Here is an 18,272-nt window from a genome sequence, read left to right on the forward strand (position 1 = left end):
GGCTATGTGGTCCCTCAGCGCCTGGCGTCGCCGGCGCCTGCTGGCCAAGCACCCGATTGCCGATGAAACGTGGCAGCGGGTGCGCCATCACCTGACGTTCCTCGACGGCATCACTGCCGAGCAAGACCAGTGGCTGCGGGAAGCCTGCGTGGTGTTCCTCGCCGAAAAACACCTCACCGCCCTGCCCGGCGTCGAACTGCACCAGGAACAGCGCCTGCTGCTCGCCGCCCAGGCACAGCTGCCGCTGATGAACCTTGGCGACCTCGACTGGTACCAGGGCTTCCACGAGATCGTGCTGTACCCCGACGACTTCCTCAGCCCGCAGCGCCATCGCGACGCCAGCGGCGTGGAACACGAGTGGGACGGCGAGCACAGCGGCGAAGCCTGGCAACAGGGCCCGGTGATCCTTGCGTGGCCCGGCGTACTGGGCAGCGGCAACTGGGAAGGCTACAACCTGGTCATTCACGAACTGGCCCACAAGCTGGACATGCTCAACGGCGACGCCAACGGCCTGCCCCCCCTGCACCACGACATGCGCGTGCAGGAATGGGCCAGCGTCATGCAAAGCGCCTTCGACGACCTCAACCGCCAGCTCGACCGCAACCCTGACGCCGAAACGGCCATCGACCCCTACGCCGCGGAAAACCCGGCCGAGTTCTTTGCCGTCACCAGCGAATATTTCTTCAGTGCCCCGGATTTACTGGTCAGCAGTTATCCACAGGTGTACGAGCAACTGAGCCACTTCTACCGTCAGGATCCCCTGGCGCGCCTGCACCAACTGCAGGCCGGCGACGTGCGGTATCAGACGGAACGCCAAGCGCCCTACGACGTCTGACGCATGGCATCGGCGTCAGAATATGCCTATAATCGCCGCCACTTTTAGGCCAATCCGGCCATGTTCCATGGCCAACTACGGGGGCAACGCCCAATGAGCTACAGCAAGATTCCGGCTGGCAAAGACCTGCCGAACGACATCTACGTCGCCATCGAGATTCCGGCCAACCACGCGCCGATCAAATACGAAATCGACAAAGACAGCGACTGCCTGTTCGTTGACCGTTTCATGGCCACCCCGATGTTCTACCCGGCCAACTACGGTTTCATCCCCAACACCCTGGCAGACGACGGTGACCCCCTCGACGTGCTGGTCGTGACCCCTTACCCGGTTACCCCAGGCTCGGTTATCCGCGCCCGCCCGGTCGGCATCCTGAACATGACTGACGACGGCGGCGGCGATGCCAAAGTTATCGCAGTACCACACGACAAGCTGTCCCAGCTGTATGTCGACGTGAAGGAATACACCGATCTGCCGCCACTGCTGCTGGAACAGATCAAACACTTCTTCGAGAACTACAAAGACCTCGAAAAAGGCAAATGGGTGAAGATCGATGGTTGGGGCAACGCAGACGCCGCCCGCGCCGAGATCCTGAAGTCGGTCGCTGCCTACAAAGGCTGATACCGCTATTCGCTCTGAAAAAGCCCCGATTAATCGGGGCTTTTTTTGTGGGAAAAACATAAACATCCGGCTACTTTAATAAACATATTTACAGCAATTGTTTAACTAGCTTAATCAACTAGCAGAATAGTCCTGCGATAAGGAAACACCTACATACAGCAACTCAACGCATGGTTTATTTGATCTGATTTTACGGCCAGTAAACTCTGCGTTTATGAATACATCAGGTGATCGCTTAAGAGCGCTATTACGGGAAGTTCATCTTTCCGCTTCCGACTTCGCCAAGAACCGCGATGTTACGCCTCAACACGTAAACAACTGGTTCAAACGCGGCGTCCCCATGGGCCGGCTCAACGAGTTCGCAGAATTGTTGTGCGTCACCAGCCGTTGGCTGCGCACAGGCGAAGGCCCCAAACATCCACCCGCCAACTACCTGCTGGAAGGATCCGATGCAGACACCTCCCACCGTATCGCCCGCGAGACCAGCGGCAACTACATCACCCACCCGGTCTCGGGCCCGGTAAAAATCGACGTGGAGATCCCCCTCCACCCCACCTTCACCTCGACCGAAAGCATCCGCCTCTCCCTGCACACCCTTGAAGCCATCGGTGTAAGCCCGGAGCGGGCGCTCGGGGCCTACATGGTCGGCAACAGCATGATCGACATCATCCAGGACGGAAGTACCCTTGCCATCGACTGTGGTCGCAAACAGATCATCGATGGCGAAATCTACGCGGTAGAGCACGACGGAATGCTGCGGATCAAATACCTCTACAACCGTCCAGGAGGTGGCCTGCGGATGCGTAGCCACAACAGCGCCGAGCATCCGGACGAGTTTTTGACCTATGAGCAGCGGCATGAGCAGAACTTTGAGATTCTGGGTTGGGTGTTCTGGTGGGCGACACTGAATAACCGCCGCCCGCCGGTGCCGCTGGATGCGCATTTATTGGGCTACGAAGGCTCTAAATCGGATCCGGAGCTGGGAAATTGAGGCGAATATGGGTATTATCCGCCGCACATTTGGCAGGGGGTTGGCGTGAAGCCGGTCCGCCCTGCCTGGCGATGCGGAGGAGTTCCCGCTGATGCCCCTTATCACCTGGGTGCGAGCCTGGGTGAACGATTTGAAGGCTGGTGAGGTTTACCAAAAATAAGCTGAACCAGTCCCCGAGAAGCCGGCCACAAGCCGGCTTTTTAATGCCTGGAAGAAATGCGCTACACCTGCCAGGCATCGAGCTATTTGAGAACGCGCCAACCGCTCCAAGGCACGCAAGCCGTCTTTTCCATCCTCAGGACATTCGCCTGATACGTCGCTAAAAGCCCGTTCCAAGAACACGTTTCGCATACCTGTCGTTACCAACGACATGACATCAAGACGTGTCGCAGAAATCAAAATATAGCGACACGTAGTGCACGCATGTTTACACTGACGCCACGAAAGGGCGCCCTGATGAGCCCCTCTTACCTTTAGACGGATAAGTCAAAGACCGAGCCCCATCCATGACCGCATCCCACCTTCCCTGGCAGGCTGACAAGCCCTACAACCAGCTTCCCACTTTGCCACCGGCAACTGTTCTGGAAACCCATGCAGTGCTCAAACGCTGCATTGAGGCCCGCACAGCCCTGGCCGAATTGAAGCAAGCGGCTGAGCTGATCCCTAACCAGACAATGCTGATCAACACCATTCCATTGCTGGAGGCCAAGGACAGCTCAGAGATCGAAAGTATCGTCACCACCACGGATTTGCTCTTTCAGCATGCTCAGGATGGAGATAGCCACGCAGACCCAGCGACCAAGGAAGCACTGCGCTACCGCAAAGCCCTGCAGAAAGGTTATCAATCGTTGGCCGACCGCCCACTCTCCACCGGTACTGCAGTCGAAATCTGCCGCACGCTTAAAGGCGTGAACATGGATATACGCCGGGTGCCAGGAGTCCAGCTAGCCAACGACCGAACCGGCGAGATCATCTATACCCCACCGGAAGGCGAAGATCGCTTACGTGACATGCTCGCCAACTGGGAGCGCTTCCTGCACAACGAGACCGACCTGGATCCATTAGTACGTATGGCGGTTAGTCACTATCAATTCGAAGCCATTCACCCATTCACCGACGGCAATGGCCGTACCGGGCGAGTGCTCAACACCCTGTACCTGATCCAGGAAGGCCTGCTGAATCTACCGATTCTCTACCTTAGCCGTTACATCATTGCCCATAGAGCCGATTACTACCGCCTGTTGCTTGATGTCACTCGCGAACAAGCCTGGGAGCCTTGGCTGCTGTACATGCTCAGCGCTGTGGAAGAAACAGCACGCTGGACTTGTGCAAAAATTGCCGCTATTCGCAGCCTGTCCGAGCACACCACCCAGTTTGTTCGTGAGCAGTTGCCGAAAACCTATTCCCGCGAGCTGGTAGACGTCATTTTCGAACAGCCCTACTGCCGCATCAGCAACGTCGTCGACAAACAGATTGCCCAGCGTCAAGCAGCCTCCCGTTACCTCAAAGAACTAGTCGCCATCGGCGTTCTGCAAGAGGTTCAGGTTGGCAAGGAAAAGCTCTTCATCCATCCCAAACTGATGCAGCTACTCACTCGCGACAGCAATGACTTCAAGCCATACGCCTGAGGAGACCGCTTTAATCCATGGCGATCGTCTGCCGGGATTTCCGCCCCTGAGCCAGGATGATGAGCATTTGGTCAGTAGATCGCTGACCAAATGCATCGCAACCTCAGCGTAGGCTTAAGGTCCTCACCTCGGCTGCAAACAGTCCAGCGCTCGATCCACCACCACCTTCGACATTTCCACCAAATGCATCACCGCCCGCTGCGCGCCGTTCAGCGGCTCGGTCGACGCCTGGGCGGTCGCCACGGCGCAATGCAATAACTCGGCAGCATGGGCCAGGGCATCTTCGAAACTCAGTTCGTCATCGACGGTAAACGGGTTGGGTGAAGGCTGCGCGTCCGGCGCTTTAAGGTAGTGATCGATCACTCGACGCGAGGCATCAGTGTCGCGGAGTAAGGCTTTATGGAATGCGGGTGGATCGGGGGTAACTTTGACCATGGTAGAACTCCTAGCAGTGAGTTGAACCACTAACCTCTCGCGACTAAACGATCAGAAGGTGGCAGCTGTACGCAGGTTAGTCGACCGGCCGCTAGGCACCGGCGCACCCGAGGGTGCCCTGCGCACAGCCACCATAAAGTGCAGGCGATAAATACCTGGCTTTGAGATGGCGCTGTACGCCTAGCGTTGTCCGGGCGACTAAACCCGATCACCGAATATGCAGTGACGGAACGCAGACTAGTCGCGGGATTTTGCTGGCGCAAGCGCTTGGAATTCTCTAGGAAACGTCCTGCCAAGGAAAGGGATCTGTCTTGCTGGCCATCAAAAATCAGCGCCCCACCACCACACATTAGATGTGTTATCGGGTGACACCTCGCCCCGTATCTGCCAATCCAACTTCCCAAACTTCCCGTCTGACAAATCCAGAAACGATCCTACAAACCAATCTAAGCAGAATGTTTAACCCCGATTCCCTCCTCCATACCATCAACCCCACCCTGCTCTGGCCCGAATCCTGCCTATTGAACACCGTACAATAAAATCGGCCACCAAGCCGGATAACGTTCATGACCGCTGCGCAATGCAGCCAGGGGAATGATGATGCGCAACATGTCCAACCAGGGCCTTGCTACTTCTCTCAAGGAACGCCACGTCATGCTGATCGCCATCGGGGGGGTGATTGGTGCTGGGTTATTTTTGGGGTCTGGCAAGGCGATCGCCACTGCCGGGCCTGCGTTGTTGGCGGCTTATGCCATTTGCGGGCTGATGATTTATCTGATCGCACGGGCGCTGGGGGAGTTGTCTCTATACCGACCCAATAGCGGGTCCTTTGCCTCTTTTGCCGAGGAGTTCCTCGGGCCGCGCTTCGGCTTTATTACCGGGTGGTCGTATTGGTTGATCTGGATTCTGGTGGGCGTGCTTGAGGTCACCGGCATCGGCCTGCTGATGAAATATTGGTTCCCGGAACTGCCCCAGTGGATTCCCGCACTCGTCACGGCCGGTGTGCTGATGGTGATTAATTTGTTCACAGTCAAGGCGTTTGGCGAGGTGGAGTTTTGGCTGGCGCTGATCAAAGTGGTAACGATTGTCGGGCTGATTGTGGCGGGGTTGGTGATTTTGTTTTTCGGCCTTGAAACATCGGCGAAGACACCGCCGTCCATTACCAACCTATGGACCCACGGAGGCGTTTTACCTCACGGCTGGAGCGGCCTGTTGTACGCGATTCCGGTGGCGGCGTTTGCCTTCGCCGGCGTTGAAGTGATCGGTGTGGTGGCCGCTGAAACGGCCAACCTCGAGCGCACGCTGCCCAAGGCGATCAACAGCATCATTTGGCGCATGTTCATTTTCTATGTCGGCTCGATGGCGATCATCATGGCGCTGTATCCGTGGAATCAGCTGAATACCGGGCAAAGCCCGTTTGTCATGGTGTTCGACAGCATCGGTCTGGGAATGGCCGCGGGGCTGGTGAACTTTGTGGTGATCACAGCGCTGGCGTCATCCTGCAATACCGGGCTGTTTGCCACGAGTCGCATGCTGTATTCGCTATCGCATTTCCAGCAGGCGCCACGCAGCCTCCAGGTGTTGAGCCGGCGCCAGGTTCCCGCTCGATGCCTGATGGTCTCGACCCTGATGTTATTGGTGGGTGTGCTGCTCAACTACATGATTCCGGAGAGTCTGTTCGGCCTGCTGATTACCGGGATATTGGGCCTGTTGATCTGGGTGTGGGCGGTGATCATCGTTGCGCATATGGCGTATCGCCGCAAAGTTCAGCGGGGTGAGTTGCCTCGGGTTGCCTATCGCATGCCGTGGGCCATGGGCAGCAGTGCGCTGGTGCTGTCTTTTCTGGCGGTGCTGGCCGTGTTGGTGGCTCTGGACCCGGACACCCGCGCAGCCTTCTATGTGACGTTCGCCTGGTTCGCAGTGCTGATGCTGGTGTATCCGAAACCCACTCAGTCAGTAGCTGCCAGCGACGTGCAGGGAGCTTGAATATGACCGGCAACACCCTCAAGACCGAACTGGCTGCGTGTGTCGAGCGCTTCACTCGTGCCAACCCCAATAGTGCGCGCCAGTTGGAATGGGCCGCCCGGGTCATGCCCGGTGGCAATACACGCTCGGTGCTGTTTTACGAACCGTTTCCCCTGACCATGTCCAGTGGCGCGGGTTGCTTGCTCACCGATATGGACGGCCATCGCTATATCGACTTCCTGGCCGAATACACGGCGGCGCTATATGGCCACTCCCACCCGGTCATTCTGCATGCGCTGTCACAAGGGATGGCGCGAGGACTGAACCTCAGCGCCCACACCGAGCTGGAAGCCAGGCTGGCAACACTGATTGTGGAGCGCTTCGATTGCGCCGAGCAGGTGCGGTTTACCAACTCGGGGACCGAAGCGAACCTGCTCGCACTGGCGGCGGCAGTTGCCTACACAGACCGTCGCGCAATCATTGCCTTTTCTGGTGGATACCACGGAGGCGTAATGAGTTTCGCCGGACCGGCGACGGCAATGAACGTTCCCCATCGCGTCTATCTGGCCGACTATAACGACCTGCACAGTGTCGAGCGCTTGATGCATCAGCACCGCGGCAAAATTGCCGCGATCCTGGTGGAGCCCATGCTTGGTGCCGGCGGATGCATCTGCGCTGCGCCGGGTTTTCTTCAAGGTTTGCGCGAAATGAGCCGGGCCCATGGCGCGCTGCTGATCTTCGACGAGGTGATGACTTCACGCCTGGCGCCTGGAGGTTTGCAGGAAAAGCTTGAGGTCAAACCTGACCTGATCACCCTGGGTAAATACGTGGGCGGCGGGATGCCTTGCGGAATGCTGGGGGGGCGCCGGGAAATCATGGCGCAGTTCGATCCGCGCCTGGGTCGCCTGCCCCATGCCGGGACATTCAACAATAACGTGATGACGCTCAGCGCCGGCATCGCCGGCCTGGAGCAGGTGTTCACCCGCGAGGCAGCCATTGCGCTCAATACCCGAGGCGACGCATTACGCCAGCAACTCAATCAGGTGCTGGCACCTGTCGCCCTGCAGTTCACAGGACAAGGCTCGGTGATGAATTTTCATCCCACCGCCATGCACCTGCAGCGCCCTATGGAGTTATCCGAGTACCAAAAACGCCTGCGTGACCTGTATTTCTTCCACCTGATCGAAAGTGGCATCTACCTCGCCCGGCGCGGGTTGGTCGCGCTGAGCTTGCCACTGACCGACAACGAACTGTTACACCTGCTCACCGCCACTCGGGCTTTTGTCGATCGCTACGCTGCTGTTTTGCCTTGCGACTGAGGCTGCCCGGCCCAGGAGCCCGAGGCTCCTGGGCACTCCACCGTGATTCGTATCCGAGACAGGAAAACCCTTAGCCGCTATTCTTTCGCCTTCCCTCAGCCGGAACGAAAGGCCCATGACCAGCAAAACCGCAAACCCCCGAGGCCGGCGTAAAAAGAGCGCTGGGGAGGATTCGAAAAACCTGTTGACCGCCCAAATCATCACCGCCGCGGCACTTGAGCTGATTGATCAGGAAGGCCTGGAGAAATTCAGCCTGCGCACTCTCGCCAGCGCCCTGGGCGTCTATCCGACGGCGATTTACTGGTACGTTTCTTCTCGGGAATTACTGCTGGCCCAGGTGTTGGCCAAGGTGTTGGAACACTTGGCGCCCGAGCCCCAGGAACGCTGGCAGGACTACTTGCGTGCGGCCATGGTCAATTGCCACAACGCCGTGCACCAACATCCGAATATTGCGCCGTTGCTCGGTGCGCAACTGGTCTCCAATACCCGCACCGACTTCAAACTGGTGGAAGGCGTGCTGGCGGCCCTGCAACAGGCCGGCTTCAACGGGCCGACACTGGCAAGCGCCTACAACACCTTCATTGCCGCCCTCACCGGGTTTACTACGCTGGAGTTCGCACCGCTGCCGGAAAACACAGAAGCCTGGCAAAACCAGGTCCAGCAGAGCCTTCAGCAAGTCGACCCGCAACAACACCCGACACTGGCGCAGAACATGGATCAGTTGAGCAATCGCAGCTTCAGCCTGCGCTGGCAAAACGGCGTGCAAGCGGCGCTGGATGACAGCTTCGCGTTTTATGTCGAGACCATCATCTGCGGATTGGAAACCCTGGCATCCCGTCGCTAGAAACGTCACTCATCGATACCTGAAAAACCACTAATTGTACGTCGTACAATTGATGATTAAGATCCGTCACGCATGAAACCCAATGACCCTTAATAAAAATAACGTCAGAGGTCTTTTATCGTGGCGAACGCTTTCCCGTTTTCTGATCCTGTCCGTCATGGGCAACTGCTGTGGCAGCCTAGTCCCGGGCACATACAACAGGCCCGTCTTACCCGTTACCTGAATTGGCTGCAGCAGGAACGAGATATTACCTTCACCGATTACCACGCCTTGTGGCGTTGGTCCGTCAACGACCTGGATGCCTTCTGGCAATCCATCTGGGATCATTTCCACGTACAGGCCTCCAGCCCTCCCCGCGCCGTTCTGGGCGCCCGCACGATGCCAGGGGCGCAGTGGTTTCCGGGGGCCCAGCTGAATTTCGCCGAACATATTCTGCGTAACGAGCGAGAAAACAGTGATGCCCTGCTGTACGTGAGTGAAACCGATACGTTGCAAGGCATGCCCTGGCCCGACTTCGCCAACCAGGTGCGCACCCTGGCGACTTATTTGCGCGAGCTGGGAATAAGACCTGGCGACCGGGTTGTGGCTTACCTGCCTAATATCCCCGAAGCCATGATCGCCCTGTGTGCCAGTGCTGCCATAGGGGCAATCTGGTCGAGTTGCTCACCGGACTTTGGTGCCGATGGCGTATTGGATCGGGTCCGACAACTGGCACCCAAGGTGCTCTTCGCCGTGGACGGTTACCGCTATGGTGGGAAAGCATTCGACCGTCGTGAACAGGTCCAACGGATCGTTCGGGAGCTGGGCAGTATCGAGCAATTGATCATGCTGCCCACGCTCTTCCCCCAAGAGTCGATCACCGTTCAGGGCGCAGTCGATTGGCGCAACCTGCACCTTCGCCCGATCGTCCCGGCCGTCGACTTCCAGTGTGAGCAACTGCCCTTCGACCACCCGTTGTGGGTGCTGTTTTCTTCCGGCACCACGGGGCTTCCCAAAGCGATCGTGCACAGCCATGGCGGCATTTTGCTGGAGCAATTGAAAGCCCTGCATCTGCACCTGGATTTTCGCCCTGGCGATACCGCGTTCTTCTTCACCACCACCGGCTGGATGATGTGGAATACCTTGTTCTGCACGTTGCTCTGCGACGTACGCCCAGTGCTGTACGACGGCCATCCCACCTGGCCGAACACCGATACGTTATGGCAAGTGGCGCAAGACAGCCGTGCGAGTTTTTTCGGCACCAGCCCCACCTACATCGAGCTGATGAAACGTCAGGGCGTGGTTCCCGGCCAGCGCTTCGATCTTTCGGCACTGCGCACTGTCATGCCCGTGGGGTCACCGGTTTCACCTGAGTGCAATGCCTGGTTCTATCGCCACCTCAAACCCGACGTATGGGTCGCCACCGGCAGCGGCGGTACCGATATCTGCAGCGGCCTGGTCAGTGGGGTGCCCACGTTGGCCGTGTATGCCGGCGAAATCCAGGCACGTGCCCTGGGCGTGGCGGCGCATGCATTCGACGACCAAGGCAAGGCCGCCATCGATCAAGTCGGCGAGCTGGCAGTGACGGCGCCAATGCCTTCGATGCCGGTGTACTTCTGGAACGATCCCACCGGCGAGCGTTACCGCGACAGCTATTTCCAGGCCTGGCCCGGCGTATGGCGCCATGGTGATTTCTTCCTGGTCAACGGCCGTGGCGGTTGCCAGGTGCTGGGGCGCTCGGACGCGACGCTTAATCGCTTTGGCGTGCGTATCGGCACCGCCGAAATCTACCGTGCGCTGGAACAGATCGAGGCCATCGAGGACTCGCTGATCGTCAATCTGGACTTGCCTGAAGGTGGGTTCTTCATGCCGCTGTTTGTCCAGCTACGCCCTGGGATTCAGTTGGACGCAGGCCTTGAACGGCACATCAGCGAGTGCCTGAGCCAAACCTGTACACGCCGACATGTCCCGGATCGCATACACGCGGTGCCCATGATTCCCACGACGTTGACGGGAAAGAAAATGGAGGTGCCAGTGCGGCGGATTTTAATGGGCCATGACCCGGCAAAAGCGGCCAATCCAAGTGCCATGCGAGACCCGCACGCATTGGCGTTTTTTATCGATTACGCAGGCCAGCAAACCGACTATCCAATGCCTCTACCGCTGGGAGACATCGAATCATGAGCCTTAAAGCAAAAGCGTTTATCGTCGGGGCTTATGAACACCCTACCCGCCACGCCGTGGACCGCTCCCTCGCCCAACTGCATGCCGACGTCGCACGCGGCGCCCTGGACGACGCAGGATTGAGCATCAACGATGTCGACGGCTACTTCTGCGCGGGAGACGTACCGGGATGGGACTCCCAAGGCGTCGGCCCGTTTTCCGTGGTCGAATATTTGGGCATCAAACCTCGGCACATAGAAACCACAGAAAGCTGGGGTTCGTCCTACATCCAACACGTTGCACAGGCTACACGTGCCATCGCCGAAGGCCGGTGCAAGGTGGCGCTGATTACCCAGGCCGGACGTCCACGCGCCGAGCGCCAGCGGCCGGACAGCAGTCAGCTCAAGCAACCGCAGAGCGCCTGCGAAGCGCCATTTGAAATGTCCTACGGCGCCGCCGTGACCAATCTCTACGCCATGTGCGCCATGCGTCACAGCCACGAACATGGCACCAGCGCCGAGCAACTGGCCTGGATCAAAGTCGCTGCGTCACACCATGCCCAGTACAACCCCAACGCGATGCTGCCCAAGGTCGTCAGTGTTGAAGACGTGCTGAACTCGCCACTGATCGCGGCCCCATTACGCAGGTTGGACTGCTGTGTCATCAGCGACGGCGGTGGAGCGCTGGTACTGGCGCATCCGTCCATCGCCCGCGCACTCAAGCGGCCGCTGATCACACCCATCGGCTCAGGCTATTCGGTCAACCATTTGAACGGCGGCTACTTCGACCTGCTCTCCAGCGGCGGCATCCAGTCCGGGGCTGACGCCTTTGCCGAGGCTCGACTCAAGCCCAGCGATATCCGCTACGCCTCACTCTACGACAGCTTCACCATCACCGTATTGATCCAGCTGGAAAACCTCGGATTTTGCCCACCCGGCCAGGGTGGCGTCTTTGTCGCCGATGGCAAGCTGATCAGTGGCGAAGGCCCACTGGCGGTGAATACCGATGGCGGCGGCCTCTGCAACAATCACCCGGGAAACCGGGGCGGCATGACCAAATTGATCGAAGCCGTCCGCCAATTGCGCGGTGAGGCCCACCCGGCGGTTCAGTTGCCCGATTGCACCTTGGCATTGGCTCACGGCACCGGTGGCCTGCTGGGCTCACGACATGGCAGTGCCACCCTTATTCTGGAGCGACTCTGACATGCACCTCAAACCACCTCAAATTACCCCGGAAAGCGCTCCGTTCTGGGACGCCGCCAATCAACGAAAACTGCTGCTGCGCCGCTGCCTCGATACCGGCAAGCCTTACTACTACCCGCGTGATCACAGCCCGTTTACCGGCTCGACGTCCACCGACTGGATCGTCGCCAGCGGCGACGCGACGCTGTATAGCTTCAGTTACAGTCGGCGAGAAGGCCACGTTCACTGCATTGCCTACGTGACCCTGAACGAGGGCCCTACGATTTTGTCGGCAATAGACTGCGAGGACCCACAACAACTGCGCATTGGCCAGCGACTCAGGGTCGCCTTCTACACCTGCGAGACAGGACAAAATGTACCGGTCTTCCTGCCGGTCGGCAGCGTTTAACTATCACGGGCAGGGCTAGGTCAGCCAGATCGCCGACCCTTGCCCATACCGTAGAGCAAGCGCTTGACTCTCCCCCTAAGGTCACACCTCACCCTGAAACCCCAGTTTTCAGGACCGCACCACCATGAGCCAACGCATCCTGGTCATCCTCGGCCACCCTTCCAGCACCAGCTTCTGCTCTGCCCTCACCGACACCTACATCACCAGCGCCAAAAACGCCGGCCACGAAGTACGCATCCTGCGTCTGGGTGAACTGGCCTTCGACCCCATCCTCCACAACGGCTACAACCAGGCCCAACCTCTGGAACCCGACCTGATTAGCGCGCAATCCGACATCCTGTGGGCCAATCACCTGACGTTTGTTTTCCCCGTCTGGTGGGGTGGCATCCCGGCCTTGATGAAAGGTTTTATCGACCGAATTTTCCTATCCGGTTTCGCCTTCAAATACCGCAAGGGAAAGGCCTTCCCCGACAAACTCCTGAAGGGCAGAACCGCGCACTTGCTGGTGACCCTGGACACACCGCCGTGGTATTACAGGTGGTTCTACCGCATGCCCGCGCTGCATCAGATGCGCAAGACAACACTGGCGTTTTGTGGCATTCAGCCGATCAAGACGTTGCTGTTCGGGCCGGTGTTGGGCTCTACGCCAGCACAGCGGGAACAGTGGCTGAAACAGGCCGGCGCACTCTTTGGGAAAAGGACTTTTCATGTACATCGGCAAAGCCGCGCAACTGTCGGGCACAACCATCAAAGCGATTCGTCACTATGAAGCCATCGGCCTGTTGCCGCCGCCGCAGCGGGAAGGTCGTTATCGCATTTACTCCACGCAAAGTGTGGAGCTGCTGACGTTCATCAAGTGCGCTCAGCAGTTGGGTTTCAAGCTCAAGGAGTTGCAGGCAATTCTGGGTGGGCATCACGGTGATGGGCTGCCCTGGGGCCTGGCGGACAAGGCGATCGCCAACAAGAAGCAGGAGTTGGTGCGGCAGATCGAGGCATTGCAGAAGATGCATGGAGGACTGGTCGAGTTTGAGGCCAGTCTCAAGGATGCTCAGGGCCAATGCACCGCACCACTGAAAACGCCACTGCCGTCAATGAGCTGAACCGCTGTTTTACGTAGTACCGGGCAGCGGCTCGGAACAGAAAAAGCTTCGCAAAAAATGGAGTGGTTTCCGGCCGCACTGGGAAAGGTCCACTTCGAGCGCGATTGGCAATGGCGTGCTGGCGGGAAGTTGGACGGCGATTACCGGCGTGTGGGACGCCATCAAGCAAGTGCAGGAGATCTTCAAGGACGCCGGCAAGCTGTTTGAAAGCCTGGGGGCGACAGCCAGCGAATTGATGAGCTGGCGAGTACTGCGCCAAAGGTTATGGAACAGGCGATCCTCCTGGCCAGTGATGAGGCGGCGCTGTACCTGATGTGCGCATCTGACTGGACAGTGAGCCGAATCGCTCACACAATCGGCTCACCAAATGAGCCGAATAAGCCTTCTATTCGGCTCACATACCGAGCATGCCTCCATGGATCACCCGAACTGGATCTGGCAACAACCCGACTGGCCGCACTTTCACTGGCAACCAGAGCGCCTCGCAGCGTTGTTGCGCGAGTGCACGCAGGCGCAAGGAAAGTTGCTGGGCATGCTCGGTTCGGTCAGCCAGGCACAGAGTTCGGAGAATGAACTGGATGCGTTGCTGCAAAACATTCTGACCTCCTCGGCAATCGAGGGTGAGCAGTTGAATGTGGGCTCGGTACGTTCCTCTTTGGCCCGGCGCCTGGGCCTGGAGCTATTGCAAGACGGCTCCGTGAGCCGGCGCAGCGAGGGTCTGGCTGACTTGATGCTGGACGCCACGCAACAGTTTGCTCAACCGTTTACCCTCACCCGTCTATTCAAATGGCATCGATGGTTGTTTCCCGCCGAGGAAGCCCGCTTTTCCACCCACGGCTTGAACGTAGGCGCGTTAAGGGGGGATGAGCCTATGCAGGTTGTGTCGGGACGACTGGACCGACCCACTGTGCATTTCGAGGCCCCACCCCGCCAAGGACTGGAGCAGTCGCTGGACGATTTCATCGAATGGTTTGAAGCCAGCCGGAATCATGCGGCCCTTGACCCATTGCTCCGCGCAGGCCTGGCGCATTTCTGGTTCGTCACCCTGCACCCCTTCGATGATGGCAACGGTCGTCTGACGCGGGCTATTACTGACCTCGCGCTTGCCCAGGCGGAGAACCAGGCGATCCGCTTCTACGCCATGTCGGCAAGCATCCTTGAAGACCGGGCAGGCTATTACCGTGCACTGGAAACCAGTCAAAAAGCCACGCTGGATGTCACCGCTTGGCTAGAGTGGTTCCTGCAAACCCTGCTTCGTAGCCTGCAGCAGGCGATGGCGCGGATCGACCGGGTGCTGGGTAAAACTCGCTTCTGGCAACGGCATCGAGACAACGTACTCAGCGCCGAGCAGACAAAAGTCTTGAATCGCTTGCTCGACGGCGGCGAGAAGGGCTTTGAGCACGGGATCAGCGCGGCCCAATATCAAGCGGTGGCCAAAGTGTCCAAGGCAACGGCGACCCGACATCTGGCCGATCTTCTGGAAAAAAACTGCCTGGTTCGGCTACCCGGCGGCGGCCGCAGCACCCGCTATCAAATCAACACCCAAGGCGATTGATTTACAAGGCAAATCCCCCCACTCATTTGCCCCAATCCCCCATGTCTGCTAGTGTCGCGCCGGTTTACCGTCTACCGGAATAGCCGCCATGGCCCGCAAAAAAGTTGCACTCGATTTCGAACAATCCCTCGCCGACCTGCAAACCCTGGTCGAGCGGATGGAGAACGGCGAGTTGTCGCTGGAAGACTCGTTGACCGCATTCGAGCAAGGCATCGGCCTGACCCGCGACTGCCAGAGCGCCCTGGCGCAGGCGGAGCAGAAGGTCCAGGTGTTGCTGGAACGCGATGGGGAGTTGGCCGAAGAACCTTTCGATGCGGAACAGCCTGAATGATCGACGCTTATCAGGCCGGCAGCCAGGCCCGGGTCAATGCTGCGCTGGATCCGCTGTTTGTCGCGCCCAGCCCTGAGCTGAACCGCCTGTATGAGGCCATGCGCTACAGCGTGATGAACGGTGGCAAGCGCGTTCGCCCGTTGCTCGCCTATGCGGCCTGTGAAGCCCTCGGCGCTCAGGCGGAGGAAGCCAACGGCGCCGCCTGTGCGGTGGAGTTGATCCACGCTTACTCCCTGGTACACGACGATTTGCCGGCAATGGACGACGACGATCTGCGTCGCGGCCAGCCCACCACCCATAAAGCCTTTGATGAAGCCTGCGCGATTCTCGCCGGTGACGGCCTGCAAAGCCTGGCGTTCAGCGCCCTGCTGGACCCGCGCCTGAGCAGCGTCAACGCCGAGATCCGTCTGCGCATGGTTACCGCGCTGGCGCTGGCCGCAGGGCCTGCCGGCATGGTCGGCGGCCAGGCGATTGACCTGGGCTCGGTCGGTTTGAAGCTCGATCAACAAGCCCTGGAATACATGCACCGCCACAAGACCGGCGCGCTGATCGAGGCCGCCGTGCACCTCGGCGCCCTGGCCAGTGGCCGTGCCGAAGCGGCGCAACTGGCGGCGCTGCAAACCTACGCGCGGGCCATTGGCCTGGCGTTCCAGGTGCAGGACGATATTCTCGACGTTGAAAGCGATACCGCGACCCTCGGCAAGCGCCAGGGTGCTGATATCGCACGGGACAAGCCGACTTATCCTTCGCTTCTCGGGCTGGAAGCCGCCAAGGCGTACGCCCTGGAGCTGCGGGACCAGGCCCTGGATGCCCTGCGACCTTTCGACGCGGCTGCCGAGCCACTGCGTGACCTGGCGCGGTATATCGTCGAACGTCGCCACTGACAACAGCGGCCTTTTCCACCGCATATCAGCCAAGTTCGGCGCTCTGCGTGGGCAGTTTGCGATGCTTGAGGTAAACTGCCGCCTCTTCTATACCTATAACGATTCGCCTGATGCCCACGACGTTTCAAGAGATTCCCCGCAAGCGCCCGGCCACGCCCCTGCTGGACCGTGCCAACACGCCAGCCGGCCTGCGCCGCCTGGGTGAAGCCGAGCTGGAAACCCTGGCCGATGAGTTGCGCCTGGAATTGCTCTACACGGTCGGCCAGACCGGTGGGCATTTCGGTGCCGGCCTGGGCGTCATCGAGCTGACCATTGCGCTGCATTACGTATTCGACACTCCGGACGACCGGCTGGTGTGGGACGTGGGTCATCAGGCCTATCCGCACAAGATTCTCACCGGACGCCGCGAGCGCATGGCCACACTGCGCCAGAAGGATGGCATCGCCGCCTTCCCGCGCCGCTCCGAGAGCGAGTACGACACCTTTGGCGTCGGCCACTCCAGCACCTCTATCAGTGCAGCGCTGGGCATGGCGATTGCCGCCCGCCTGCAAAACAGCGATCGCAAGGCGATTGCGGTGATCGGTGATGGCGCGTTGACCGCCGGCATGGCCTTCGAGGCGCTGAACCACGCGCCGGAAGTGGACGCCAACATGCTGGTGATCCTCAACGACAACGACATGTCGATCTCGCGCAATGTCGGTGGCCTGTCGAATTACCTGGCAAAAATCCTCTCCAGCCGCACTTACGCAAGCATGCGTGAAGGCAGCAAGAAGGTGCTCTCGCGTCTGCCCGGCGCGTGGGAAATTGCCCGTCGTACCGAAGAATATGCCAAGGGGATGCTGGTTCCCGGCACCCTGTTCGAAGAGTTGGGCTGGAACTACATCGGCCCGATCGACGGCCATGACCTGCCAACCCTGATCGCCACCCTGCGCAACATGCGTGACCTTAAAGGCCCGCAGTTCCTGCATATCGTCACCAAGAAAGGCAAAGGCTTCGCCCCGGCGGAAGTCGACCCGATTGGTTACCACGCGATCACCAAGCTGGAACCGCTGAACGCCCCGGCCACCGCGCCGAAGAAGCCCAGCGGGCCAAAGTATTCCGGTGTGTTCGGCGAATGGCTGTGTGACATGGCCGCCGCCGACCCGCGCCTGGTGGGCATCACCCCGGCGATGAAGGAAGGTTCCGACCTGGTGGCGTTCAGCGAGCGTTTCCCGCTGCGCTATTTCGACGTGGCCATCGCCGAGCAACACGCGGTGACCTTCGCCGCGGGCATGGCCTGTGAAGGCGCCAAGCCGGTAGTCGCGATCTACTCTACGTTCCTGCAACGCGGTTATGACCAGTTGATTCATGACGTCGCGGTGCAGAACCTCGACGTGCTGTTCGCCATCGACCGTGCGGGCCTGGTGGGCGAAGACGGCCCGACCCATGCCGGCAGCTTCGACCTCTCGTACCTGCGCTGCATCCCCGGCATGCTGGTGATGACCCCGAGCGACGAGAACGAACTGCGCAAGATGCTCAGCACCGGCCACCTGTACAACGGCCCGGCGGCTGTGCGCTATCCGCGGGGGAATGGTCCGAATGCAGTGATCGAAAAGGACCTTGAGCCTATCGAAATCGGCAAGGGTATCGTCCGCCGCCAGGGCAGCGGGGTTGCCTTGCTGGTGTTCGGCGTGCAATTGGCTGAAGCCTTGAAAGTGGCCGAGAAGATCGACGCCACGGTGGTAGACATGCGTTTCGTCAAGCCACTGGACGAGGCCCTGGTGCGCGAGATCGCCGGCAGCCATGAGCTGCTGGTGACCATCGAAGAAAACGCCGTCATGGGCGGCGCCGGTGCGGCAGTCAGTGAGTTCCTGGCGCGGGAGAATATCCTCAAGTCGGTGCTGCACCTGGGCCTGCCGGATGTGTATGTCGAGCATGCCAAGCCGGCGCAGATGCTGGCTGAGTGCGGGCTGGATGAATCCGGGATTGAAGCTTCGGTTCGTCAGCGCATGGCCCTGCTGGGCCTGTAGAAACGCGATTAAAAATGTGGGAG

The 18,272-nt window shown here is 59.4% G+C and carries 17 protein-coding genes; 16 read left to right on the forward strand and 1 reads right to left on the reverse strand.

Annotated features, from left to right (window positions below):
- Window positions 1-4: 4 nt before the first annotated feature.
- The 4 genes from QF039_RS25560 to fic all read left to right on the forward strand — a co-directional run bounded on the left by QF039_RS25560 (window position 5) and on the right by fic (window position 4,075).
- Window positions 5-835 carry a zinc-dependent peptidase gene (locus QF039_RS25560; protein WP_177028982.1) on the forward strand — a complete coding sequence of 277 codons (831 nt, stop codon included), beginning with the start codon at window positions 5-7 and terminating at the stop codon, window positions 833-835.
- A 93-nt stretch (window positions 836-928) separates the two neighbouring features.
- The gene (ppa, locus tag QF039_RS25565) at window positions 929-1,456 is read left to right on the forward strand and encodes an inorganic diphosphatase (RefSeq protein WP_003219382.1); all 528 of its coding nucleotides are present in this window, start codon (window positions 929-931) and stop codon (window positions 1,454-1,456) included.
- A gap of 214 nt (window positions 1,457-1,670) precedes the next feature.
- Window positions 1,671-2,447: an XRE family transcriptional regulator gene (locus QF039_RS25570; RefSeq protein ID WP_087692357.1), complete on the forward strand. Its 777-nt coding sequence runs from the start codon at window positions 1,671-1,673 to the stop codon at window positions 2,445-2,447.
- A 506-nt stretch (window positions 2,448-2,953) separates the two neighbouring features.
- Window positions 2,954-4,075 carry a protein adenylyltransferase Fic gene (fic, locus tag QF039_RS25575; RefSeq protein WP_008436517.1) on the forward strand — a complete coding sequence of 374 codons (1,122 nt, stop codon included), beginning with the start codon at window positions 2,954-2,956 and terminating at the stop codon, window positions 4,073-4,075.
- Window positions 4,076-4,198: 123 nt separating this feature from the next.
- Here the strand turns inward: fic and QF039_RS25580 are convergent, their stop codons facing one another.
- Window positions 4,199-4,510 (reverse strand): DUF6124 family protein, encoded by a 312-nt coding sequence (locus QF039_RS25580; RefSeq protein ID WP_003219377.1) that lies wholly within the window; start codon window positions 4,508-4,510, stop codon window positions 4,199-4,201.
- A 654-nt stretch (window positions 4,511-5,164) separates the two neighbouring features.
- Here QF039_RS25580 and QF039_RS25585 point away from each other — a divergent pair.
- The 12 genes from QF039_RS25585 (at window position 5,165) to dxs (ending at window position 18,249) form a co-directional block, all read left to right on the forward strand.
- Window positions 5,165-6,496 (forward strand): amino acid permease, encoded by a 1,332-nt coding sequence (locus QF039_RS25585; RefSeq protein ID WP_307521319.1) that lies wholly within the window; start codon window positions 5,165-5,167, stop codon window positions 6,494-6,496.
- Between the two features lie 2 nt (window positions 6,497-6,498).
- Window positions 6,499-7,794 (forward strand): aspartate aminotransferase family protein, encoded by a 1,296-nt coding sequence (locus QF039_RS25590; RefSeq protein WP_307521321.1) that lies wholly within the window; start codon window positions 6,499-6,501, stop codon window positions 7,792-7,794.
- A 115-nt stretch (window positions 7,795-7,909) separates the two neighbouring features.
- Window positions 7,910-8,638, forward strand: a complete 729-nt coding sequence (locus tag QF039_RS25595; RefSeq protein ID WP_177008865.1) for a TetR/AcrR family transcriptional regulator C-terminal domain-containing protein — start codon at window positions 7,910-7,912, stop codon at window positions 8,636-8,638.
- A gap of 120 nt (window positions 8,639-8,758) precedes the next feature.
- Window positions 8,759-10,801 carry an acetoacetate--CoA ligase gene (locus tag QF039_RS25600; RefSeq protein WP_307521324.1) on the forward strand — a complete coding sequence of 681 codons (2,043 nt, stop codon included), beginning with the start codon at window positions 8,759-8,761 and terminating at the stop codon, window positions 10,799-10,801.
- Window positions 10,798-11,982 (forward strand): thiolase domain-containing protein, encoded by a 1,185-nt coding sequence (locus tag QF039_RS25605; protein WP_307521326.1) that lies wholly within the window; start codon window positions 10,798-10,800, stop codon window positions 11,980-11,982. Before QF039_RS25600 ends, QF039_RS25605 begins: the two co-directional genes overlap by 4 nt.
- A gap of 1 nt (window position 11,983) precedes the next feature.
- Window positions 11,984-12,370, forward strand: coding sequence for a Zn-ribbon domain-containing OB-fold protein (locus tag QF039_RS25610; protein ID WP_307521328.1), 387 nt, complete (start codon window positions 11,984-11,986; stop codon window positions 12,368-12,370).
- A gap of 124 nt (window positions 12,371-12,494) precedes the next feature.
- Window positions 12,495-13,139, forward strand: coding sequence for an NAD(P)H-dependent oxidoreductase (locus QF039_RS25615; protein WP_307521330.1), 645 nt, complete (start codon window positions 12,495-12,497; stop codon window positions 13,137-13,139).
- Window positions 13,078-13,470: a MerR family transcriptional regulator gene (locus QF039_RS25620; RefSeq protein ID WP_177055607.1), complete on the forward strand. Its 393-nt coding sequence runs from the start codon at window positions 13,078-13,080 to the stop codon at window positions 13,468-13,470. Before QF039_RS25615 ends, QF039_RS25620 begins: the two co-directional genes overlap by 62 nt.
- A gap of 415 nt (window positions 13,471-13,885) precedes the next feature.
- Window positions 13,886-15,025 carry a Fic family protein gene (locus QF039_RS25625; protein WP_307521333.1) on the forward strand — a complete coding sequence of 380 codons (1,140 nt, stop codon included), beginning with the start codon at window positions 13,886-13,888 and terminating at the stop codon, window positions 15,023-15,025.
- Between the two features lie 88 nt (window positions 15,026-15,113).
- Complete coding sequence (locus QF039_RS25630) at window positions 15,114-15,356, forward strand: exodeoxyribonuclease VII small subunit (protein ID WP_003209964.1); 243 nt, start codon at window positions 15,114-15,116, stop codon at window positions 15,354-15,356.
- Window positions 15,353-16,240 carry a (2E,6E)-farnesyl diphosphate synthase gene (gene ispA, locus QF039_RS25635; protein ID WP_008436503.1) on the forward strand — a complete coding sequence of 296 codons (888 nt, stop codon included), beginning with the start codon at window positions 15,353-15,355 and terminating at the stop codon, window positions 16,238-16,240. The genes QF039_RS25630 and ispA overlap by 4 nt, the downstream gene beginning before the upstream one ends.
- Before the next feature lie 110 nt (window positions 16,241-16,350).
- The gene (gene dxs, locus QF039_RS25640; protein WP_307521336.1) at window positions 16,351-18,249 is read left to right on the forward strand and encodes a 1-deoxy-D-xylulose-5-phosphate synthase; all 1,899 of its coding nucleotides are present in this window, start codon (window positions 16,351-16,353) and stop codon (window positions 18,247-18,249) included.
- The last annotated feature ends 23 nt before the right edge of the window (window positions 18,250-18,272 follow it).

Origin of the sequence: Pseudomonas sp. W2I6 (assembly GCF_030815935.1) — a bacterium.
Taxonomy (GTDB): domain Bacteria; phylum Pseudomonadota; class Gammaproteobacteria; order Pseudomonadales; family Pseudomonadaceae; genus Aquipseudomonas.